Raw genomic sequence first — 21,617 nt, forward strand, 5'->3', positions numbered from 1 at the left:
CCACCCCGACGAAGGAGATCCCGTGACCGTCACCGCCAACGAGCGCCTGGGGCTCGCCCCCACCGACCCCCGGCCCGTGACCGAGACCCGGCCCCTGGTCGACCGCGCCCTCACCAACCCGCTGTTCGGCGACCAGAAGATGAAGCTCGGCCTGTTCGGCGTGAACTGCTCGTACGGCCTGATCATGAGCCACGCGCCCAGCACCTACGAGATCACGTGGGCCCACACCCGGGAGATCGCCCAGCGCGCCGACCGGATCGGCTTCGACGTCCTCGTCCCGGTCGCCCGCTGGAAGGGCTTCGGCGGCTCCACCAACTTCAACGGCAACTGCTTCGAGACCTTCACCTGGGCCGCGGGCATCGCCGAGGCCACCGAACGGATCGCGGTCGCGTCCACCTCCCACCTGCCGACCGTGCACCCGATCGTCGCCGCCAAGATGGCGACCACCATCGACCACATCTCGGGCGGCCGGTTCGCGCTGAACCTCGTGATGGGCTGGGTCGCCCCGGAGATGGAGATGTTCGGCTCGGAGCAGCGCGAGCACGACGAGCGCTACGCGTTCGGCCAGGACTGGCTCGACTTCGCCGACCGCCTGTGGAGCGAGGAGGGCACCTTCGCGGTCCACACGCGGTACTTCGACGGCGAGCTGCTCGAGGCCTACCCCAAGCCGCACCAGGCCCCGCGCCCGGCGCTGCTCAACGCCGGCAACTCGGCCTCGGGCATCGAGTTCTCCGCCCGCAACGTCGACATCAACTTCGCGTCCCTCGACACGCTCGAGAACATCCGTGCCTACAGCGACAGGGTGCGGGCCAGGGCGCGCGACGACCACCAGCGCGACATCCAGGTCATGACCTACGGGCTGGTCGTCTGCCGCGACACCGAGGAGGAGGCGCAGCGCGCCTTCCAGCAGGTGGTGGACGAGGGCGACTGGGGCGCGGCGGGCAACGTCATCAAGATGGCGACCTCCGGGGCCAGCCAGTCGTTCGACCACGCCGCGACGAAGATGCAGGAGCGCTTCATCGCCGGCTGGGGCGGCTACCCGATCGTCGGGACCCCGGAGCAGGTCACCGAGAAGCTCGGGGAGCTCAACGACGCCGGCATGCAGGGCATGATCTTCGGGCTCATCGACTACAACGAGGAGCTCCAGTACTTCGACGAGAACGTCATGCCCCTGCTCAAGCAGGCTGGGCTGCGGCACTGACCGGGGCCCGCCCACCCGGACCGGCGTCGGTCCGGGTGGGTGGCGGACGGGCGGCTCAGACCGACCGCGCGGTGACCCCGAGCGCGAAGCTGACCTCGACGATCGTCTCGGTCGAGTCCAGGCGGCGGCCGGTGAGCTCCTCGAACCGGCGCAGGCGGTAGCGCAGCGTGTTGACGTGTACCGGGACGGCGCGGGCGGCGCGCGGGACGTTCCGGTCCGCGGCGAGGTAGACCGCGACGGCCTCGAGGATCAGCTCGCCGAACTCCCCCTGCTCCACGAGCGGCGCCAGGTAGCGCTCGCGGAGCAGCCCGTTGAGCTCGCCGGCGTTCACCGCGGCCGCGCGCCAGGACAGGTCCGGCAGGTCGTGCACCCCGTGCAGGCCGAGGGTCGTCGCCGCCGCCAGCACGGCGTGCGCCGACCGGAACGAGGCGGGCAGCTCGGCGACCCGGACGGCGGGGCCGAGGGCGATCACGCCGTCGTCGCCCACCGGCTCGGGGCGGAACGGCACCACCCCCACGCACTGGGCGCCGATCGCGGCCAGCACGCTCACCCCGGCGTGCCGGGCGCCCTGGCGCTGCAGCTCGTGCAGCAGCGGGCCGGCGTCGCCACCCGGGGGCCGGGCCCGCACGGCGCGGTACGACGCCGTCGGGTCGAGCAGCAGCGACGACGCCGCGAGCGTCAGGTCGGCGCCCTCGAGCGTGCCGTCGAGCAGCCCGAGCAGGAACTGCTGGGTGCGGCGCGCCTGCTCGAGCGCGCTCTCGATGTCGGACTGTCGGTACACCGCGACGACCTCGGCGGTGTAGGCGTCGCTGTAGGACCACATCAGCGTCAGCAGGCGCACCGTCTCGGCGGCGTCGATGCCGACCTCGCCGGCGATCGCCGCCACCGCGTCCCGGATCGCGCCCATCGAGAACCGGAAGGCGTGCATGATCTCGTGGATCGGGACGCCCTGCTTGGCCCGCGCCCGGGACGACTGCTCGGCCTGCGTGATGGACGCCGGCGCCGGGACGGCGCCGGCCCGCAGCACCGCCCCGACGTCGTCGACGATCTCGACCACCGACGCCTCGACGTCGACGCGGGGCACCCGGTCGTAGGTCGGGATGTGCGCCGAGATGTCCCGGTGGACGGCCCGGGCGATCCCGTCGGCGCGGGCCGCCAGGGCCTCCGCGAGGCGCTCGGTGGGGGTCCCTGCCACCTGCTCGATGCTAGGCACCGTCGCCGTCACCGGACACCGGTCAGGCGGGCGCGACCCGGTGCCACAGGTCGGCGAACTCGAGGGTGTCGAAGAAGGCGACGGCCTCGACGATCGCCCCGCCGTCCAGGCGCAGGTACCAGGTGTAGGTGTTGCGGTAGGGGCGGCCGTCGCGCGCGGTCGCGGCGGCGTCGAACAGGACGATCACCCAGTCGCCGTCGGCGTAGAGCCCGCGCACGACCGGCACGAGCGGCGCGGACATCCGCGCGTCGAACGGGTCGATGACGACGTCGAGGAACTCCCGGCGGCTCTCGTAGGTCCGCGACAACGGGCCGGAGCCCGATCGTCCACCGCGCGTCGTCGGCGAGGAGCGTGAACGGGCCGCCGCGAGCGGCGGCCCAGTCGTCGAAGGCCGCGGCGACGGTCCGCTTGCGGGCGTCCTCGGCGGCGAGGTCTCGCGTCGACACCTCAGATCCGCTGGGAGAGCTCGAACATGTTCCCCCACGGGTCGCGGAAGAAGGCGAGCCGCGCGCTGATCTGCTCCAGCTCGAAGGGCTCGTTGACCACGTCGACGCCGCGGGCGCGGAGCTCGGCGAGGGTGTCGTCGACGCTGGCGACCTCGATGCAGACGTGGTTGAGCCCGGTGACGCCCAGGCTCTCGTCGACGTCGGCGAAGTCGGGCTGCGCGGTGGCGCCGGGGCCGGCGAGGATCTCGAGGTGGAAGTCGTCCTGGTCGGGCGGCATGACGTAGGCCAGCGTCAGGTCGCCGTAGGGCCAGGTCTGCAGGACCCGCCAGTCCATCTTGTCGACCCAGAACGAGCGGGCGTCCTCGAAGTCGGGGTAGCGGATGCCGGTGTGGTGGGCGCGCATCGAGGCGAACGGCGAGTCGGGGTTGCGGGGCGGGTTCTCGGGGAGCGGCATGCCCTCGACGCTAGGAACCGGCGGGCGGCGGCGTCATCGTCCGCGCCGACAACCCTCGGGGCGCCGGTTCGTCGCCGCCGACGACCGCCGACCGACGAACGAGCAGGCGCGCCGCGTCCTCGGGTGGACCCCGCGCCCGCCGCAGGAGGCGATCGTCGCCGCTGCCGAGAGCATGCTCGACCGCGGACTCGCCGCGCCGTGAGGGACGACCCCGGGGCTCACCCCATCCGCACGACGTCCGAGGTCCCGAACCGCTCCGCGACGAGCGCCTTGACCCCGCGGGGGAAGTCGCGCTCGGCGGCGAGGTGGGTCGGGGTGAACTTGCGCATCGCCTCGCCGTCACCGGCGAAGGCCGCCGCGCAGAGCTCGGGCGCGACGTTGGCCAGCGCGAGGATGCCGCCCGCGCAGCCGAGCGCCCCGGCCATATGCATCAGCCCCGGCTGCCCGGTCCAGACGGGCCCGGCGTACGAGTCGACGGTGGCCAGCAGGCGGGTCGCGTCACCGGAGGAGTCCTTGACGCCCGCGACGGGCAGCGAGGGCAGCATCTCCACCGGGATCCCGGGCGGGGAGACCGCCGGGAAGTGGTACGCGAGCACCGGCGTCGAGCCCGCCGCGTCGGCGATCTCGCGGTAGTAGCCGGACGGGTCGGCCAGCCCGCGGGGCGTCCGGGCGATGACGGCGTCCACGCCGGTCTCGGTGGCCCGCGCGGTGACGCGGGCTGCCTGGTGGGTCGACGCGGCGCCCGTGCCGCCGATGACCACGGCGTCCCCGACCGCGGCGCGCACCGCCGCGAAGAGCCGCAGACGCTCGTCGTCGTCGAGCGCGTCGGCCTCGCCGGTCGTGCCGGCCACGACGATCGCGTCGCAGCCGAGGTCGACCAGCCGTGCGGCCAGGTCGGCGGTGGCGTCGGCGTCGAGCGCCCGGTGCTCGTCGAACAGCGTCACGAGGGCGACGCCGACGCCGGTGAAGACGGGATCCATCCCGGTACCTCCTCGTCGGGTGGGGGTTCAGTGGGACTCGCGCGGGACCTCCGCGCCGCTGTGGCCGACCAGGAAGTCCAGGTCCGCGCCGCGGTCGGCCTGCTGCACGTGCTCGGTGTAGAGCCGGGTCCAGCCCCGGCTGCTCGGCGGCGCGGGGGGACGCCACCGCGCCCGCCGGGCGGCGAGCTCCTCGTCGTCGACGTGCAGCACCAGCCGCCGGCCGGGGACGTCGAGCTCGATCTCGTCGCCGGTCTCGACCAGCGCGAGCGGCCCGCCGACCGCGGCCTCGGGGGCGACGTGCAGCACGACCGTGCCGTACGCGGTGCCGGACATCCGCCCGTCGGAGACGCGCACCATGTCGCGCACCCCGCGCTCGAGCAGCTTGCGGGGCAGCCCGACGTTGGCGACCTCGGGCATGCCCGGGTAGCCGCGCGGTCCGTTGTTGCGCAGCACCAGCACGGTCGAGGGGTCGCACTCCGGGGCGTCGAGCTCGTCGCTGACCGCCCGGTACTCCTCGGGCGACTCGAAGACCAGCGCGCGGCCCCGGTGCCGGCGCAGCTCCGGCGACGCGGCCGACTGCTTGATCACGGCGCCGTCGGGGGCGAGGTTGCCGCGCAGCACCGCCGTGCCGCTGTCCGCCGGCGCCAGCGGCGCGTCGAACGGGCGGATGACCTCGCGGTTCCAGCACGCGGCGTCGGCGATCGCGTCGCCGAGGGTGCCGCCGGCCACCGTGGGCCGCTCGAGGTGGAGCAGGTGGGCGATCTCGGCCATCACGGCCGGGAGCCCCCCGGCGTAGCAGAGATCCTCCATGAGGAACCGGCCCGAGGGCTCGAGGTCGACGAGCGTCGGCACGTCGCGGCCCAGGGCGTCGACGTCGTCGAGCGTGAACGGCACGCCGAGGCGACCGGCGATCGCGGCCAGGTGGATGACGGCGTTGGTCGAGCCTCCGATGGCGGCGTTGACCCGGACCGCGTCCTCGAACGCCTCCCGGACCATGATCGTCGAGGGCCGGACGTCGTCCCGGACGAGGTCGACGATGCGCTGCCCCGCCCGTTGCGCGGTCTCGTCCCGGCGGGCGTCGACGGCGGGCCAGGTCGCCGAGTACGGCAGCTGCATCCCCAGCGCCTCGGCCAGGCACGCCATCGTCGAGGCGGTGCCCATCGTCATGCAGTGCCCGGGCGAGCGGGCCATCGCGCCCTCGGCCACGGCGCACTCCGCCTGGGTGATCGTCCCGGCGGCGAGCTCCTCCTCGAACCGCCACACCTGCGTGCCCGAGCCCAGCTGGCGACCCTGGTAGCGGCCGCTGAGCATCGGCCCGCCGGTGACCACGACCGCCGGGATGTCGACGCTGGACGCGGCCATGAGCAGCCCGGGCGTCGTCTTGTCGCAGCCCGAGAGCAGGACCAGCCCGTCGAGCGGGTTGGCCCGCATCAGCTCCTCGGCCTCCATGGCGAGCAGGTTGCGGTAGAGCATCGCGGTGGGGCGCAGCAGCGTCTCGCCGAGCCCGGTGCACGGGAACTCCCGCGGGAAGCCGCCCGACTGCCACACCCCGCGCTTGACCGCCTCGGCCACGCGGTGCAGGTGGGCGTTGCAGGGGACGAGCTCCGACCACGTGGTGGCGATCCCGATGACGGGGCGGCCGTCGAAGACCTCGTCGGTGACGCCCTGGTTGCGCATCCAGGAGCGGTGGATCATCCCCGACCGGCCCTCGGCGCCGAACCAGGCCGTGCTGCGTCCGCTCATGGGCGGCCTCCCGCGGTCGTCAGGTGGGCGCGGACCCATTCCTCGACCTCGACGACGTGGGTGCTCGCCGCGGTCCACGCGGCGAGCGAGTCCCGCGCACGCAGGGCGCGCAGGATCGCCACGTGCTGGTCGTGGGTCCACGACAGGACGTCGTGCTCGACGATCGCCCGCCAGATCCGGACGCGGGCCGTGCGCCCGGCGACCGCGGCGGTCAGCGACGCGAGCGTCGCGTTGCCGGACGCGGTGGCGATCGCGGCGTGGAAGTCGAGGTCCTCGGCGACGAGGCGCTCGGGGTCGTCGAGCCCGCGCATGTGCTCGAGCCGGTCCTGCAGGTCCTCGAGGGCCGCCTCGTCGATGCGGGTGGCGGCCAGGGCGGTGGCGCCGGGCTCGAGCACGCGGCGGCACTCGAACAGCTCGGCGACCCCGTGCTCGCCGACGAGGTCGAGGAACGTCCCGCTGGCCCGCACCAGCCGGTCGGGCCGCAGGTCGCTGACGAACGTGCCGTCCCCGCGCCGCACCTCGAGCACGCCCGCCCCCGCGAGCGTGCGCACCGCCTCGCGCAACGACAGGCGGGAGACGTCGAGCTCGGCCGCCAGGTCCGCCTCCGGCGGCAGGCGCTCCCCCGCCGAGAACTCCCCGTTCTCCACGCGGGCGACCAGCGCCCCGATCACCCGGTCGACGACGCTCCCGGTCCGGGTGCTCTCCGCGGTCCGCGTCACGTCGCGGCCCGCCAGACCGAGCCGTGGGGGAACGCGTACGCGGCCCGGGACGCCGGGAGGATCTCGGCGCTGTAGCCGGGCCGCTGCGGCGGGAGGTAGGACGGCCCCCGCATCCGCACCGGGTCGACGAAGTGCTCGTGCAGGTGGTCGACGTACTCGATCATGCGGTCCTCGCGGGAGCCGCTGATCGCGACGTAGTCGAGCATCGAGAGGTGCTGGACCAGCTCGCACAGGCCGACGCCACCGGCGTGCGGGCAGACCGGGACGTCGTGCGCGGCGGCGAGCAGCAGGACCGCGACGGCCTCGTCGACACCGCCGGGCCGGGCCGCGTCGAGCTGGCAGACGCCCATGGCCCCCGCGGCCAGGAACTGCTTGAACATGACCGCGTTGTGCGCGTGCTCGCCGGTGGCGACCCGCGTGGGGGCGATGGCACGGGCGATCGCGGCGTGGGCGAGGACGTCGTCGGGGCTCGTGGGTTCCTCGAACCACCAGATGTCGTACGACGCGAGCGCCTCGGCCCAGCGCACGGCGTCGGCGGCCCCGAGCGTCTGGTTGGCGTCGATCATCAGGCGACGCCCGGGCCCGAGGACCTCCCGCGCGAGCGCGCAGCGGCGCACGTCGTCGGCGAGGTCCCGCCCGACCTTGAGCTTGACCGCGTCCCAGCCCGCGTCCACGACCTCGCGGCACAGGCGGGCGAGCTTGTCGTCGTCGTAGCCCAGCCACCCGGCGCTGGTCGTGTAGGCCGGGTAGCCCTCCTCGCGCAGCCGGGCCTCGCGCTCCGCCCGCCCGGGCACCTGCTTCTCGAGCATCTCGAGCGCGGCCTCGGGGGTCAGCACGTCACGCAGGTAGCGCCAGTCGACGAGGTCGACCAGCTGCTGGGGGCCCATGTCGGCGAGGACCTTCCACACCGGCGCGCCGGCGACCTTGCCGATGAGGTCCCACGCGGCGTTGACGACCGCCGCGAGCCCGAGCTGGATCGTGCCCTTCGCGGGCCCGAGCCAGCGCAGCTGGCTGTCGGCCTGGAGGTACCGGGAGAAGCCGCCGGGGTCGGCGACGAGCTCGTCGATCGCGTGGCCCCGCGCCCGGCGCCCGATCGCGGCCGCCGCCGCGACCGCGAGCTCGTTGCCGCGCCCGATGGTGAACGTGAAGCCGTGCCCCTCGAGCCCCACGTCGGTGTGCAGCACGACGTAGGCCGCGGAGTAGTCGGGCGCCTCGTTCATGGCGTCCGACCCGTCGAGCGCGCGTGACGTCGGGAAGCGGAGGTCCACGGTCTCCACGTCGACGATGACCCCGGGCATCTCACTCCTCTGACGTCTCGATCTCGCCGTCGGGCCCCTACTGACGACGCAGCAGCACCAGGCACCGTGCCAGGACGAGACATCAGATGTCTAGACGCTTCACGCGCCCCTCACCGCGAGCCCGCGGCCACCAGCGTCGCGGTGATCGGCGCGAGCGCGCCGACCAGCTCGTCGAGCTCGGCCGGTGACAGGGCGTCGTAGGGCGGGGCGGCGAGCTCGTCGGTGAGGGCCTCGACGCGGTCCTTGGTCGCACGACCGGCGTCGGTGAACCGGCCGTCGGCGTCGAGGAGCCCGCGCCGTCGCAGGCCGTCCATGACCGCGGCCAGCCGCCGCCGCGGGAGGTGGTGGAGGCGCCCGAACGACTCGGGCGGGTGGATGCCCATGTCCACCGCGGACAGCACGTGGGCCTCGGTGCCGCCGATCCGCGCGCCGACGAGGGCGGCGACGTGCCCGTCCCCGCGGTGCTCGCGCAGCATGGTCGCGGCGTGCCACAGCCGGGCGACCGGGTCGCCCGGCACCGGCAGGCTGCGCATCCCCGCGTACATCACCCGGCCCTCGACGGGCGCGCTCGTGGCGGCCTTCGCGGTCAGGTCGGCGGCGCGCACCAGGCCGGGTGAGTCGGCCAGCTCGTCGCCGAGGATGCGCCGCAGGGAGGCCACGCTGCCCCGCTGCCGGGCGGCGAGGGACGCCTCGGGCGGGACCGTCTCCCACGCGCTCGGGATGTGCCGCGCGACCTCGCCGTCGGCGAAGCTGTAGAACGCCGCGTGCACGACCTCCGCCGGCACCCGCCCGAGCGGCGCGGCGCGGCCGGCGAAGTAGCCGTCCCAGGAGGTGCGGTGGCCGAGCGCCGCCAGCTCCTCGTCGCACTCGGCCGCGAAGAACGTGACGAGGCAGATCGGCTCCAGGAGCTCGTGCAGGCGCCGGGCGGTGGTGGTCATGGCGGTTCTCCCTCGTCGGTGGGCCCTCACCACGACGACGAACCGGCCCCGCCGGTGTTCGACACCGGGTCTCGCGCCGTCCCGCGGTGGGGCACGATCGCAGCATGTGCCGCAACATCCGGGTCCTGCACAACTTCGAGCCCCCGGCCACCGACGGCGAGGTGCACGAGGCCGCCCTGCAGTACGTGCGCAAGATCAGTGGTGCCGCACGCCCCTCGAAGGCCAACGAGGCGGCCTTCGCCCGGGCGGTCGCCGAGATCACCGCGAGCACCCGCACGCTGCTCGACGAGCTGGTCACCACCGCCCCGCCCAAGGACCGCGAGGTCGAGGCGGCCAAGGCCCGGGAGCGGGCCCGCGAGCGCTACGCGCGCTGACGACCGACCGCGGCCGCGACGGCCGGGACCGTCGCCGTGCCCGGGCTCACGTCCGCGGTCGCGTGAGGACCCGCGTTCCGTCGTGTCCAACCGATCGAGGTCGACGACGGGCGTCGGCACCGAGAGGGAGGATCGACATGTCCGCCCCCACCCGCGAGACCGACCACGACCACCCGCGCCCGCGGGCCGAGCGCGTGCGGGTCCGGGCCCGGGGCCTGGTGGCGCTGGCCGCGCTCCTGGTGTTCTACGTGGTCGGCGGGGTCCACCGCTTCGCCCCGGATCTCGGGGCGATCCTGCCCGGGCTCTGACGACCGTCCCCGGCCGGTGGCTCGCCGGACCTGCTGGTGCCGCTCGGGCGACTCCCCTAGCGTCGGCGCGGGGGTGGGTGCGATGGCGGTGGCACTGCTCGAACGTGACGCCGAGCTCGACCTCCTGCTCGACCGCCTCGAGCGCGCGGTCACCGGCCGCGGGGGCTCCGTGGTCCTCCTGTCCGGCGAGGCCGGCATCGGCAAGACCACCCTGGTCCGGTCGTTCCTCGAGCGGGCACGGGACCGGGCGCGGGTGCTGCTCGGGGCCTGCGACGACCTGCTCTCCCCGCGGGCCCTCGGCCCGCTCCGCGACGTCGCGCAGGACGGCGCGGACCGCCTCGACCGGGCGCTGCGCGAGGGCGACCGCGACGCCGTCCTCGCCGCGACCCTCGCGGAGCTCGCCGACCCCGCGCGCCCGACCGTGCTCGTGGTCGAGGACGTGCACTGGGCCGACGACGCCACGCTCGACGTCCTCCGCCACGTGGGGCGGCGCCTCGCGTCGGCGCCGTCGGTGCTGGTGCTGACCTTCCGCGACGAGGAGGTCGGCGAGTCCCTGCGGCGGGTGCTGGGCGCGCTCTCGGGGCCCACGGTGCACCGGGTGGCGCTCGTCCGGCTCTCCCGTGCCGCGGTGACGCGGTGGGCCGGGGGCACGCACCTCACCTCGGCGAACCTCTACCGGCTGACCGGCGGCAACCCGTTCTACGTCTCCGAGGTGCTCGCCACCTCGGGCACCGGACCGGGCACCACGGTCCCGGCGACGGTGGTGGACGCGGTCCTGGCGCGGGTGCGACGGCTGGACGACGACACGCAGGCCGCGCTGGAGCAGCTGTCGGTCGTCCCCGGCGCGGCGGAGCTCTCCCTCGCGCGGACCCTGCTGGGCGGCCTCGAGGTGCTGGAACCCGCCGAGCGGGCCGGCATGCTCGAGGTCCGTCCCGACGCGGTGGCGTTCCGCCACGAGCTCGCCCGCCACGCGCTCGAGAACACGCTCCCGGCGAGCCGGCGGATGACGCTGCACGCGCACGTGCTCGCGGCGCTGCGGGCACGACCGGACGGCGACCCGGCCCGGATCGTGCACCACGCCGTGGGTGCGGGCGACGACGACGCCGTCGTCGAGCACGGCCCCGCCGCCGCACGGGCGGCGGGGCGGGTGGGCAGCTTCCGCCAGGAGATCGCGCTCCTCGAGCACGTCCTCGACCGCTCGCACCTCCTCGCCCCCGCCGACCACGCCGCGCTGCTGCTCGCGTGCTCGACCGCCCACCAGAGCATCGACGCGCAGGCCCCCGCCCTGGCCGCCACCGAGGCCGCCGTCCGCATCCGCGAGGAGCTCGGCGACCCGGTCGCGCTCGGGGAGGCCCTCGTCCCGCTCGGGCCCATCCTCTGGTCGCTGCTGCGGCCACACGAGGCGGCACGGGCGGCCCGCCGCGCCGTCGACCTGCTCGGACCCTCGGGCGACGGCCCGACCCTGGCCGTCGCGCTGTCCTGGCACGCCTGGTTGACGGCCGAGGCGGGGCGGCACGAGGAGGCTCTCGCGATCTCCGACGCCGCCCTCGGGACGGCGCAGCGGCTCGGCGTCGCCCCGGTGGAGGCGTTGCCCCGCATGATGCGCGGGAGCCAGCGGCTCCTGCTCGACGCCCCGGACGGGACGGCCGACCTGCAGGAGGCCCGGCGTCTGGCCGTCGCGGTCGGCCACCACGTGTTCGTCATGTACACCTACATCCTCGCCGCCCGGCACCTCTGTGTGCTCGGGCGGTTCGACGAGGTCGCCGATGTCGTCGAGGAGGGCCTCGGGTACACCCGCGAGCGCGAGCTCGGGATCTACGCGGACCACCTGCTCGCGCACGGGTACCGCTGCCAGGCCGTGCGTGGCGAGTGGGCCGCCGCGGAGGCCGGCCTGCGGAGGGTCGTCGGGGAGCGCGACGGCGGGGAGTCGATGGCGACCCGGTTCGGCCTGCCGTGGCTCGCCCGGTTGCTCGTGCGTCGCGGCTCCGACGATGCCGAGGAGGTGCTGGCGTGGGCACTCGACCTCGCCGCCCGCACCGACAGCCGGTTCGAGCTGGTGCCCGCCCTGCTCGCCGAGGTCGAGAGCGCGTGGCTGGGCGGGGACGGCGCGCGCGCCCGGCGGGCGCTGGCCAGGCTCGACGACCTCGCCGCCGGCGACGTCGTCCCGGTCCGTCGCGCCGAGGTGCTGCGCTGGCGGGCCCGTCTCGGCGAGGAGGTGCCGGTGCCCGACGGGTGCCCGGAGCCGTTCGCGTCGGGGCTGCGCGGGGACTGGGCGGGCGCCGCGGTGCGGTGGCGGGAGCGCGGCGAGCCGTACGAGGAGGCGCTCGAGCTCGCCGGGTCCGACGAGGTCGAGGCCACCCGGCGGGCGCTGGCGATCCTCGACGACCTGGGCGCCGTCCCCGCCGCCGCCCGGGTCCGCCGGCGGCTGCGGGAGCTCGGGGTGGCCGTCGTGCCGCGCGGGCCGGTCGCGACCACGCGGACCAACCCCTACGGGCTCACCGAGCGGCAGCTCGACATCCTCGTCCGGCTCGTCCGCGGGCGCACCAACGCCCAGATCGCCGCCGAGCTCGTCCTGTCCGTGCGCACCGTCGACCACCACGTCTCCGCCGTCCTGGCCAAGCTCGGCGTGTCCAGCCGCAGCGAGGCGGTCGCGGCGGCGGCGCAGGGAGACATCGAGATCCCGTCGCGCTGACCCCGGTGTCCTCGTCGCTCAGCGCGCCCGGGTCCGCGGGCCGGGGCGGCGGGAGATCACGCGCTCCGACGAGGTCGACGTCGTGGGGGTCGGCGGCGGCGCCGGGGGCTCGGCGGGAGCCGGCGGGTCGTCGGCCCTGTCGCGGCCGCGGGGCAGGCAGCACTTCTTGTACTTCGCGCGCGACCCGCACCAGCACGGGTCGTTGCGCCCCGGCGGCCAGGGCAGGCGGGGGCCGGGTGTGGGCTCGGTGGCGTCGGCGCCGTCCGCTCCGTCGGACAGCATCCGGGCCAGCAGCTCCGGGGTCGCGACCTCGACCTCCAGGACCTCGCCCTCGGCGTCCGCGGCCTGCAGCTCGCCCTCGACCAGCGCGCGGTGGGCGTCCCAGTCGCGGCCGAACTCCTCGGCCGCCGACGGCTGCGCGGCGAGCAGCTGCGCGAACGCCGCCTCCGGGAAGAACACCAGGTCGGGGGCGGCGTCGAGGTCGTCGGCGAGCACGTCGTACTCGTCCGGGGCGAGGCCGAGCGCGGCGCGCACGTCGCGGCGCGTCACGACCAGCTCGTCCACCACCTCCGACACCTCGAGCTCCTCGTCGGAGCCCTCGGTCGTGCGGTCCTCGCGCTCGACCGCGGTGAGCAGGGCGGCGGTGAGCCACTGCTCGGCCAGCTCGCCGCGCCCGGTCTCGGTGAGCGCCTCGGCGACCGGCCCCACGGCGTCGGCGTCGCGGTGCAGGAGGGGGCGCAGCGTCGCGAGCGCCGCCATGCCCTCGTCCTCACGGCCGAGACGGAGCAGGCGCTCGGCGTGGTGGGCCGCCAGCCACGACGCGTCGAGGGTGCCGCCGCCCGTGTCGGCCGCGCGGGCCGAGAGGGCGAGGGCCTCCTCGTGGTCGCCGGCGCGCTCGCGGGCCTCCGCGGCGAGGCTCAGCGCGTAGCCGGCGTCGCCGGGGTCGGCGAGCCGGCCCCCGTCGACCGCGGCGACCAGCTCGTCGGCGTGGGCCCGCGGGTCCCGCGCGGTCTGGACGGCGGCGCCGATGGCGTCGAGGTCGTCCGAGGTCAGCAGCGGGGCCACCGCCGCACCGTAGTCGCGGGCTCAGCGCCGCGGATCCTCCGGCCACGCGTGCTTGGGGTAGCGCCCGCGCAGCTCGGCGCGCACCTGCGGGTAGCCGGAGTCCCAGAACGAGGCGAGGTCGGCGGTCACGGCCGCGGGGCGTCCCGCGGGCGAGAGCAGGTGGACGACGACGGGCACGCCCGCCAGCACCGGCGCCCGCTGCCACCCGAACGCCCGCTGGACCGTGAGGGCGACGACGGGCGCGGCCGGGTCGGTGTAGTCGACGCGGACGCGGTGCCCGGACGGGGTCGTGACGGCGGTGGGCGCGAGCTCGTCGAGCCGGCCGGCCTCCGCCCACGGCACGAGGTGGCGCAGCGCGGGCGCGACGCGGAGGCGCGCGAGGTCGGCGCGGCGGCGCACCCGGGTGAGGTCGAGCCACGCGTCGATCCGGGCCAGCAGGGACGCGTCGTCGACCGCCGGCCACGGGTCGCCGCGCGCCGCGTGCAGGAACGCCAGCCGGGCCCGCAGCGCCGTCGCCGCGTCGTCCCAGCGCAGCAGGCCGAGCCCCTCCGCGGCGAGGCCGTCGCGCACCGCGGCCGCGACCGCCGCCGGGTCGGGGTCGGTGAGGGGACGGCGCGCGAGCACGATCGCGCCCAGACGCTCGCGGCGCTCGGCCACCACGTCGCCGTCCTCCCAGGCCACCACCGGGTCGTCCCGCCACCAGCCCGCGGCGGCCTCCCGGGCGAGGTCCTCGTCGATCGGGACGGCGAGCCGCACCCGCGCGACCCGGTCCCCCGGCCCGCGCACCGCGTCGGCGACGGCGAGCCACGGGCTGCCCCGCAGCCGCGACCCCGCGGCGAGCTCGACCCCGGTGCCACCGGTCGTCAGGTACTCGCGCGCGTCGGCAGCGCGGGCACGGGCGAGCCGGTCGGGGTAGGCGAGGGCGACGACCGTCGCCGCGCTCCCCGAGCGGCGGCCACGACGCGGCAGCCCGTCCACCTGCCGGAGCCGGCGGACCTCCGCCCGCCACCGCGGGTCGTTCGCGCTCCGGGCCGCGCGCAGCCGTTCCTCGAGGTCGTCCGTGTCGCCCGGCACGTCCGCCGCGAGCAGCGCCACGACCTCGCTCGCGACGTCCGCCCCGACGGCCTCGGCACCGTCGAGCAGCGCCCGACCGAGGCGGGGGTGGACGCCGGCCGTGGCCACCGACCGCCCCCGCTCGGTGATCCGCCCCTCGTCGCCCGGACGTCCTCCCGTCGCAGCGCCCCCGACGAGCCCGAGCCCGCGCAGCACCTCCCGCGCGACGGCGAACGCGGTGGCCGGGGGCGGGTCGAGCAGCGCGAGCCCCGCGCCGTCGGGGGTGCCCCACCGCGCGAGCTGCAGCGCGAAGCCGGCCAGGTCGGCGTGCGCCACCTCGGGTGCGTCGTCGCGGTCGCGGTGCGCGTGCTCGGCCTCCGACCAGCAGCGGTACACCGTGCCGGGCGCCTCCCGACCCGCGCGCCCGGCGCGCTGGGTCGCCGAGGGCTGCGAGGCGAGGACCGTGACCAGGGCGTCGAGGCCGCGGGCGTGGTCGGTCCAGGGGCGGCGGGACAGCCCGGCGTCGACGACGACCCGCACCCCCGGCACGGTCAGGCTCGTCTCGGCGATCGCGGTCGCCAGCACGACGCGGCGCCCGTCGGTCGAGCCGCCCAGCACCCGGTCCTGGTGCGCCGCGTCCTGCCCGCCGTGCAGCGAGAGGACCTCGGCGCCGACGTCGCCGAGGCGCCGGGCGACCTCGTCGATCTCCCGGCGACCGGGCAGGAAGACGAGCAGGTCACCGGCCGTCTCGATCACCGCGCGCCGCACGACCGTCGCGACGTGGTCGAGCAGGGCCGGCTCCACCCGCATCCCGCGCGGCGGCGGGACGGGGCGCGGCGGCGGGCTCCAGACGACGTCGACGGGGTGCAGCGGGTCGGGCGCGGTGACGACGGGACCGTCGAGGGCCACCGCCAGGTCGTCGGCGGCGGCCGTCGCGGACGTCGCCAGCAGGCGCAGGTCGGGACGCAGGGCGGCCCGCGCGTCGGCGGCGAAGGCCAGCGCGAGGTCGGTGTCGAGGTGGCGCTCGTGGCACTCGTCGAGGACGACGGCGTCGACGCCCGCGAGCTCCGGGTCGCGCTGCAGCCGGGCGACGAGCAGGCCGGTGGTCACGACCTCCACCCGGGTGTCGGGCCCGGTGCGCCGCTCGCCGCGGATCGCGTAGCCGACCCGCCCGCCCACCGCCTCGCCGAGCAGCCACGCCATGCGCGCGGCCGCCGCGCGGACCGCGACCCGACGCGGCTCGGCGACGACGACCCGCCCACCGACCGACCCGGCGAGCGCCAACGGCACCAGCGTCGTCTTGCCCGTGCCGGGCGGGGCGACGAGGACGGCCGCCCCGCGCTCGCCCAGCGCCGCCCCGAGCTCCGGCAGCGCCGCGCGCACCGGCAGGTCGAGGTCGACCTCGTCGATCACACCTGCCGGTCTACCAGCCGTCGCCGGATCCCGCTCCGTGTCAGATTTCCGCCAACTGCTGGGCCGTTCGGGTGGCGGCTGATGGACACTCCGCTCACGCCGCGTCGACACTTCGCTCGGCACCGACGTGAGGGGGACGCCGTGACCGAGACCGTCGACCGGTCCGTCGCCGCGGGCGGCGTGCGCGGCAACGCCCGGCGCGGGCTGGCGATGTACCTGTCGTTGATCGTCGCCTCCTCGCTCGTGATCAACGTGTGGGCGTTCACCCACCCCGCGTCCGCGGCGGTGTCGATCGGGGTCCTCATGCTGACGCCCGCGCTGGCATCGGTCGTCACGCGGTTGGTCCGGCGCGAGGGCTTCGTCGACGTCTCGTTCCGGTTCGGGCCCGCGCGCCGGATCGTGCCGTGGTTCGTCGCCGCCGCGGTCCTGCCGATCGTCGTCGGGGCGATCGCGTACGGCACCGCGTGGGCGACCGGCCTCGCGGGCTTCACCGGCACCGTCGGCTCGGTCGCCGTGGGCGTCGCGTCGATGTTCCTGGTGGCGGTCTGGGGCACGTGCCTGTCCACGGCCGGCGAGGAGATCGGCTGGCGGGGCTACATGCTCACGCGCCTGATCGACGCCGGCGTGCCGCGCCCGGTGCTCGCGAGCGGGCTGATCTGGGGCGTGTGGCACCTCCCGATGGTCCTCGGCGGCTTCTACGCGGCCGGGACGAACCGCCTGCTCTCCAGCGTCCTGATCCTCGTCGCCATCACGTCGTTCGGTTTCTTCCTCGCCCGGATGCGGCTCGAGACCGGGAGCGTGTGGCCGGCCGTGCTCGCGCACAGCGCCTGGAACGTGATCATCCAGGTCCCCTTCGACGGGGCCTCGAGCGGCGAGGGCGCCACGCTCTGGGTCGGCGAGTCCGGGATCCTGGTCTGCGTCCTGCTCGTCGTCGTGGCCGTCGTCGTCTCGCGCGGTCGCTGGTCGGACCTCCGCGAACCGCCCCGGCGCGACGACCGGGCGCCCGCCGCGGCCCCGGCCTGAGCCCCGGCACCGCCGGTCAGCCGCCGTCCTCGGCCGGCATGGGGAGGGCCGGCACGTGGTCGTCGAGGTCGGCGAGCCAGTCGAGGAACACCCGTGCCTGGGCCGACGGCCGGGGGTCGTCGACGGGTCGCAGCAGGTAGTGGGCCTGGCGCATGGGGAACGCCTCCGCCAGGGCGAGGTCCACCCGTCCCGCACGGACGGCGGAGCGCGCGAAGCGTTCGGGCACCACCGCGCTGGCGTCGCCCGCCGCGACGAGCTCGAGCGCGACCACCGTGGTGTCGACGGTGATGGCCGGACCGGCGGGACCGGTCGGCAGGAGGCGCTGCCAGACGTCGTCGAAGCCGAGCACCTGGACGCGGGGCCGGGCGGCGAGGTCGGCGGCGTCGCGGACCGGGCCGTACCGCTCGACGTGCCCGGGGCCGTGGACGACCACGGCGTCGTCGTGGTGCAGCAGGCGGGCGTGCACGCCGGGCCAGGCGCCGCGGCCCTGGTGGACGTCGACGTGGACCTCGCCGAGGGTGAGGGCCTCCGACCAGACCGCGGACACCAGGCGCAGGTCGATCTCGGGGTGCTCGGCCCGGAAGAGGTGCAGGTGCGGCGCGAGCCAGGTGGTCGCGTAGGACACCTGGGTCCGCACGGTGAGCTGCTCGCGACGGGCCGGGGCGAACAGGCCGCCGGTCGCGACGGCGAGGTCGTCCAGGCTCTCGCGCACCGACGGCAGGTAGGCGCGGCCGAGCTCGGTGAGCTCCACGCTGCGCGCGAGCCGCTCGAACAGCGGGACCCCGAGGTGCGTCTCCAACGACCGGACCCGCTGGCTGACCGCGGCCGGCGACAGGTGCAGCTCGCCCGCCGCGGCGGCGAAGCTCCCGAGCCGCGCCGCGGCCTCGAACGCCTGCACGCCGGGCAACGGGGGCAGCGGGTCACGCACGGTTCGAGACTAGGCGAGCCACACCTTTTCGGGGTCTCAGAGGTGGATCCCGTCGTTTGAGTTCGCCCTCGTCGCGGGTGAGGCTGAGGGTCGACCCGCTCGACGACCGCAGGAGACCACCCGGTGAGCCAGACCCTCGGCCCCGACACCACCACGCGCGCCGACGTCCCCGCCGACGGCACCCTCGAGCTCGGCGAGCGCAGCCTCGCCGTCGTCCTCGACGGCCGCCGGCGCCACTTCCACTACGTGTGGCTGCGCGACAACAGCTGGGCCGCCGAGGACCGCGTCCGGCAGAGCGGCGAGCGGCGGCTGTTCACGCCGTCCATCCCGCCGGGCATCGCGCCCACGGCCGCGTCGTGGGACGACGACCGCGGCCTGGAGGTGCTGTGGAACGACCGCCGGGCCGCGACGTACGCCCCGGCGTGGCTGCGCCGCCACGACTACTCCCCCGCCGCACGCGCCGCCCGACGACCCACGGTCACCCTGTGGCCCGAGGCCGCGGGCGAGCCGCCCCGGTTCCCGCACGCCGAGGTGGTCGGCAGCACCGCGGGGCAGCTGGCCTACCTCGACGCCGTCCGCGAGCACGGCGCCGCCGTCGTCACCGGCGTCCCGTCCGAGCACCACGAGGTCGAGCGCTTCGCGCAGGCCATCGGTCACGTGCGCGAGGTCGCCTTCCAGCGCGTCCACGACGTCCACCACGACCCGGCCGGCTACAACGTCGCCCACACCCCCGGCGAGCTCAAGCCCCACACCGACATGCCCAGCTACGACTGGCCGCCGTCGATCCAGCTGCTGCACTTCCTGACCAACCGGGCGACCGGGGGCGAGTCCACGCTCGTCGACGGGTGGGCCGCGCTCGCCGAGCTGCGCCGCGACGCCCCGCACCACCTCGACACCCTCACCCGCGTCCCCGTGCCGTTCCAGCTGTTCAGCGATGACGAGGACACGTGGGCCGAGAACCCGATGGTCGCGCTCGACACCGACGGCGAGGTGCGGCTGCTGCGGTTCTCCAACCAGCTCGCCCAACCCCTCGCCGTCCCCTTCGAGCAGGTCGAGGCGTTCTACGACGCGTACCGGCACCTCGGGTCCATCATCGACTCCGGCCGGTACCGCGCCACCTTCCCGGCCCGCGACGGCGACCTGCTCACCCTGCACTCCCACCGCGTCCTGCACGGCCGTCTGCCCTACGACCCCGCCAGCGGCGCCCGCCACCTCCAGGACGTCTACATGGACGTCGACGACCTCCTGGCCCGCCGTCGCGTCCTGCGCGGCGAGCACCGGCCGCTGCCCGCCCAGCCGCAGGAGGACGCGTGACCGGCGAGCTGCCCACCGTCACCTTCACCGCCATGGCCGACGGCACGTCCGCGGACTACGCGCTGCTCGAGCGCTACGAGCAGGCCGAGCTGGCCCGGTTCCCCGACCGCGTGCTCGGGTGGCTGCGCGCCATGGACGACCACACCGGCTACCGGGTCACCCGCCTCGGGCACAGCCTGCAGGCCGCGACCCGCGCGCACCGTGCCGGCGAGGACGAGGAGACCGTCGTCTGCGCCCTGGTCCACGACGTCGGCGACGTGCTCGCGCCGGCCAACCACTCCGAGGTCGTCGCGGCCGTCGTGCGCCCGTACGTCTCCGAGCGCAACCACTGGATCCTCCGCCACCACGGGGTGTTCCAGGGCGTCCACTGGTTCCACCACGTCGGCGCCGACCCCGATGCCCGCGACCGCTACGCCGGCCACCCCTGGTACCAGGCCTGCGTCGACTTCTGTGCGCACTACGACCAGAACTCGTTCGACCCCGACTACCCCACCGAGCCGCTGGAGTTCTTCGAGCCCCTGGTCCGACGCGTGTTCCACCCCGAGCGCGTCCACGCTCCCGACCTCACGTGAGGACCTCCGGTGGGGACCCTCAGCCCGGGACGCCGTAGACCTGCCGCAGCGAGCGCTTGATCGGCGCGCCGCCGCTGACCTGGAACACCGCGCCGAGGCACCGCCCGAGCAGGGTCCGCGACCGCCGGTCGTAGGTCTCGGTGATCCGGCTGCCCGTGCCGTGCGGCGCGACGTGCATCTCGAACGTGCCGCCCGGCGCGAAGATCCGGCCGTCGGTGAGCACGCCGCGGACCACCGCGTCGGTCCACTCGTAGCTGACGCGCTCCCAGATGTCGACGCCGGGCAGGGCGGTCCCCTCGGTGACGTCGGCGTGGCCGTCGCCCAGGGAGTGCACGCGGAACAGCCGCGGGGTGAGGTTCGGCCAGATCTCCGGGCGGCGCTCCGAGAAGTCGACCATCGCGCCGATGACCTGGTCGGGCGGGTCGCGCACGTCGAGCCGGAAGCTGAACCTCGGCACGCGGTCACCGCCTCGTCCTGCGGGTACGGGATGGGCCCGGCCATGCTCCTCTCCCCCGGGCCCGCCGTCGAGCACGGTCAGGTCGTGGCGAGCCGCCGCACGCCCGGGCCCTCGAGACGGGGCAGGGCGGCCTGCGTGCGGCCGGTGAGCAGGAGCAGGAGGTCGCGGATCGACCCGTGCACCGGCTCGCCGTCGCCCCGGACCCACGAGGTGTCGGTGGCGACGAGCTGCAGCCCGCGCAGGCGTCGTCGGGCCCAGAACGGCCAGCCCATGCGCCAGACGCGCTCGGCGCCCGCGCGCAGGCCGTCCAGCGGGGGCGTGACCTCGAGACCGAGGGGCAGGGCGACGTCCTGGACGTGCACCAGCGTGTCGAACACGAGGTTGTCGAGCGTGGTGATCGCCGGCTTGTCCCGCAGGGGCGCGACCGCGCGCAGCTCCGCCGCGACGCCCGCCCCGAGCCGGTCGGCGTGGCCCACCGCCATCACGCGGTTGACCTCGTCGAAGTCGCCGCGGGCACGGACCGCCGCGGCGAGGATGCGCGGGAGGCCGGGCGAGCGCGGGGTGAAGGCGACGTGCGCGACGACGTCCCGCACGCGCCATCGTCCGCAGAGCGAGGGCCGGTCGAGGTCCCCGGCCGGGAGCGCCGCCGCCAGGTCGGCCAGCACCACGCGCTGCTCGCTGATCATCCGCCACTTCGCGTCGACGTCCATGCCCTGATCCCGTCAGAGAGACTGACCAAACAGGTCAGAGTGTCTGACCATCTCGTACGCTCGTCAACGTGCCCGAGGACCTCAACACCGGGGTGTTGCTGTACCTGCCCTACCGCGCGATGGAGACGCGGGTGTTCGAGGAGCTGGCCGCCGCCGGTTTCGACTTCACCCCGTCCCAGGCGCGCGTCTTCCAGCGCATCGCGCCCGACGGGAGCCGGCTGAGCGACCTCGCCCGCCAGGCCGGGATCACCAAGCAGAGCACGGCGTTCCTGGTCGACCAGCTGGAGCGCCTCGGCTACGTCGACCGCGTGCCCGACCCGGACGACGGGCGCGCGCGTCTCGTCCGGATCACCGAGCGGGGTCACCGCAGCGTCGAGGCCTCGCGGGCGGTCGTGGCCCGGGTGGAGGCGGAGTGGGAGGCCCACCTCGGCGCCCGGCGGATGGCGCAGCTGCGCCGCATCCTCACCGACCTGCGGGAGATCACCGACCCGTGGCGGTGAGGCGGCACGACCCCGCCGGTGTGATCGCCGCCCGGCGCGGACACCCGGGTTCCGCGTGCTGCCGACCCGATGGGGCCCGGGAAACGAACCGGGAGCCAACGGGGCCGCGCGGCACGCTGCTCCCCGTGTGCGGCCGGCACCGGTCGCGAGCCCGCTCCGCCGTCCACCCGAGGTGCCCGTGAACCAGCCGCCCGCCCTACCCCCCCGTGACGACCA

22 protein-coding genes are annotated in these 21,617 nt (G+C 75.7%); 9 read left to right on the plus strand and 13 right to left on the minus strand.

Translation table 11 applies throughout. The annotated features are described in order from the left end of the window. Positions 1 to 22: 22 nt before the first annotated feature. Positions 23 to 1,201, plus strand: coding sequence for an LLM class flavin-dependent oxidoreductase (locus PH190_RS15595; RefSeq protein ID WP_274232441.1), 1,179 nt, complete (start codon positions 23 to 25; stop codon positions 1,199 to 1,201). A 55-nt stretch (positions 1,202 to 1,256) separates the two neighbouring features. Here PH190_RS15595 and PH190_RS15600 read toward each other — a convergent pair whose 3' ends face one another. From PH190_RS15600 to PH190_RS15610, 3 genes are all read right to left on the minus strand, one after another. Further along, positions 1,257 to 2,396 (minus strand): PucR family transcriptional regulator, encoded by a 1,140-nt coding sequence (locus tag PH190_RS15600; protein WP_274232442.1) that lies wholly within the window; start codon positions 2,394 to 2,396, stop codon positions 1,257 to 1,259. A 40-nt stretch (positions 2,397 to 2,436) separates the two neighbouring features. After that, on the minus strand, positions 2,437 to 2,721 hold the full coding sequence (locus PH190_RS15605) for a nuclear transport factor 2 family protein (protein WP_274232443.1): 285 nt from the start codon (positions 2,719 to 2,721) through the stop codon (positions 2,437 to 2,439). A gap of 140 nt (positions 2,722 to 2,861) precedes the next feature. After that, positions 2,862 to 3,314 carry a VOC family protein gene (locus tag PH190_RS15610; protein ID WP_274232444.1) on the minus strand — a complete coding sequence of 151 codons (453 nt, stop codon included), beginning with the start codon at positions 3,312 to 3,314 and terminating at the stop codon, positions 2,862 to 2,864. On the opposite strand from PH190_RS15610, the gene PH190_RS15615 reads away from it, so the two are divergent. Next, a complete protein-coding gene (locus tag PH190_RS15615; protein WP_274232445.1) occupies positions 3,313 to 3,516 on the plus strand; it encodes a hypothetical protein in 204 nt (67 codons plus the stop codon). The two genes, PH190_RS15610 and PH190_RS15615, sit on opposite strands and share 2 nt — an antisense overlap. Before the next feature lie 16 nt (positions 3,517 to 3,532). Here PH190_RS15615 and PH190_RS15620 read toward each other — a convergent pair whose 3' ends face one another. The 5 genes from PH190_RS15620 to PH190_RS15640 all read right to left on the minus strand — a co-directional run bounded on the left by PH190_RS15620 (position 3,533) and on the right by PH190_RS15640 (position 8,992). Next, positions 3,533 to 4,294, minus strand: a complete 762-nt coding sequence (locus PH190_RS15620) for a dihydrodipicolinate synthase family protein (RefSeq protein ID WP_274232446.1) — start codon at positions 4,292 to 4,294, stop codon at positions 3,533 to 3,535. A 27-nt stretch (positions 4,295 to 4,321) separates the two neighbouring features. Beyond that, entirely contained in the window at positions 4,322 to 6,037 is a 1,716-nt protein-coding gene (locus PH190_RS15625; RefSeq protein ID WP_274232447.1) for an IlvD/Edd family dehydratase, read from the minus strand. Further along, a complete protein-coding gene (locus PH190_RS15630) occupies positions 6,034 to 6,756 on the minus strand; it encodes a FadR/GntR family transcriptional regulator (protein ID WP_274232448.1) in 723 nt (240 codons plus the stop codon). Before PH190_RS15630 ends, PH190_RS15625 begins: the two co-directional genes overlap by 4 nt. Then, a complete protein-coding gene (locus PH190_RS15635) occupies positions 6,753 to 8,054 on the minus strand; it encodes an enolase C-terminal domain-like protein (RefSeq protein WP_274232449.1) in 1,302 nt (433 codons plus the stop codon). Before PH190_RS15635 ends, PH190_RS15630 begins: the two co-directional genes overlap by 4 nt. 110 nt (positions 8,055 to 8,164) lie before the next feature. After that, positions 8,165 to 8,992 carry an SCO6745 family protein gene (locus PH190_RS15640; protein ID WP_274232450.1) on the minus strand — a complete coding sequence of 276 codons (828 nt, stop codon included), beginning with the start codon at positions 8,990 to 8,992 and terminating at the stop codon, positions 8,165 to 8,167. Positions 8,993 to 9,096: 104 nt separating this feature from the next. Between PH190_RS15640 and PH190_RS15645 the strand changes: the two genes are divergently transcribed. The 3 genes from PH190_RS15645 to PH190_RS15655 all read left to right on the plus strand — a co-directional run bounded on the left by PH190_RS15645 (position 9,097) and on the right by PH190_RS15655 (position 12,366). After that, the gene (locus PH190_RS15645; RefSeq protein WP_274232451.1) at positions 9,097 to 9,366 is read left to right on the plus strand and encodes a DUF2277 domain-containing protein; all 270 of its coding nucleotides are present in this window, start codon (positions 9,097 to 9,099) and stop codon (positions 9,364 to 9,366) included. Positions 9,367 to 9,503: 137 nt separating this feature from the next. Beyond that, positions 9,504 to 9,674 carry a hypothetical protein gene (locus PH190_RS15650; RefSeq protein ID WP_274232452.1) on the plus strand — a complete coding sequence of 57 codons (171 nt, stop codon included), beginning with the start codon at positions 9,504 to 9,506 and terminating at the stop codon, positions 9,672 to 9,674. Between the two features lie 82 nt (positions 9,675 to 9,756). Further along, on the plus strand, positions 9,757 to 12,366 hold the full coding sequence (locus PH190_RS15655; RefSeq protein WP_274232453.1) for an ATP-binding protein: 2,610 nt from the start codon (positions 9,757 to 9,759) through the stop codon (positions 12,364 to 12,366). A gap of 18 nt (positions 12,367 to 12,384) precedes the next feature. Here PH190_RS15655 and PH190_RS15660 read toward each other — a convergent pair whose 3' ends face one another. Together PH190_RS15660 and hrpB are read right to left on the minus strand one after the other, a co-directional pair. Next, the gene (locus tag PH190_RS15660) at positions 12,385 to 13,431 is read right to left on the minus strand and encodes an SEC-C domain-containing protein (RefSeq protein ID WP_274232454.1); all 1,047 of its coding nucleotides are present in this window, start codon (positions 13,429 to 13,431) and stop codon (positions 12,385 to 12,387) included. A gap of 21 nt (positions 13,432 to 13,452) precedes the next feature. Next, entirely contained in the window at positions 13,453 to 15,897 is a 2,445-nt protein-coding gene (gene hrpB / locus PH190_RS15665; RefSeq protein WP_274232455.1) for an ATP-dependent helicase HrpB, read from the minus strand. A 141-nt stretch (positions 15,898 to 16,038) separates the two neighbouring features. Between hrpB and PH190_RS15670 the strand changes: the two genes are divergently transcribed. Beyond that, entirely contained in the window at positions 16,039 to 16,920 is an 882-nt protein-coding gene (locus PH190_RS15670) for a type II CAAX endopeptidase family protein (protein ID WP_274232456.1), read from the plus strand. Between the two features lie 16 nt (positions 16,921 to 16,936). Here PH190_RS15670 and PH190_RS15675 read toward each other — a convergent pair whose 3' ends face one another. Further along, complete coding sequence (locus tag PH190_RS15675) at positions 16,937 to 17,848, minus strand: LysR substrate-binding domain-containing protein (protein ID WP_274232457.1); 912 nt, start codon at positions 17,846 to 17,848, stop codon at positions 16,937 to 16,939. A 123-nt stretch (positions 17,849 to 17,971) separates the two neighbouring features. Here PH190_RS15675 and PH190_RS15680 point away from each other — a divergent pair, with 123 nt between their 5' ends. Further along, complete coding sequence (locus tag PH190_RS15680; RefSeq protein WP_274232458.1) at positions 17,972 to 19,162, plus strand: TauD/TfdA family dioxygenase; 1,191 nt, start codon at positions 17,972 to 17,974, stop codon at positions 19,160 to 19,162. Next, the gene (locus PH190_RS15685; protein ID WP_274232459.1) at positions 19,159 to 19,734 is read left to right on the plus strand and encodes an HD domain-containing protein; all 576 of its coding nucleotides are present in this window, start codon (positions 19,159 to 19,161) and stop codon (positions 19,732 to 19,734) included. Before PH190_RS15680 ends, PH190_RS15685 begins: the two co-directional genes overlap by 4 nt. 19 nt (positions 19,735 to 19,753) lie before the next feature. On the opposite strand, the gene PH190_RS15690 is transcribed toward PH190_RS15685, so the two are convergent. After that, entirely contained in the window at positions 19,754 to 20,191 is a 438-nt protein-coding gene (locus PH190_RS15690; RefSeq protein ID WP_274232460.1) for a hypothetical protein, read from the minus strand. A gap of 77 nt (positions 20,192 to 20,268) precedes the next feature. Beyond that, positions 20,269 to 20,901, minus strand: coding sequence for a maleylpyruvate isomerase family mycothiol-dependent enzyme (locus tag PH190_RS15695; protein WP_274232461.1), 633 nt, complete (start codon positions 20,899 to 20,901; stop codon positions 20,269 to 20,271). Positions 20,902 to 20,969: 68 nt separating this feature from the next. Between PH190_RS15695 and PH190_RS15700 the strand changes: the two genes are divergently transcribed. Beyond that, a complete protein-coding gene (locus PH190_RS15700; protein ID WP_274232462.1) occupies positions 20,970 to 21,401 on the plus strand; it encodes a MarR family winged helix-turn-helix transcriptional regulator in 432 nt (143 codons plus the stop codon). The last annotated feature ends 216 nt before the right edge of the window (positions 21,402 to 21,617 follow it).

The organism is Actinomycetospora straminea, assembly GCF_028737255.1.
GTDB lineage: Bacteria > Actinomycetota > Actinomycetes > Mycobacteriales > Pseudonocardiaceae > Actinomycetospora > Actinomycetospora straminea.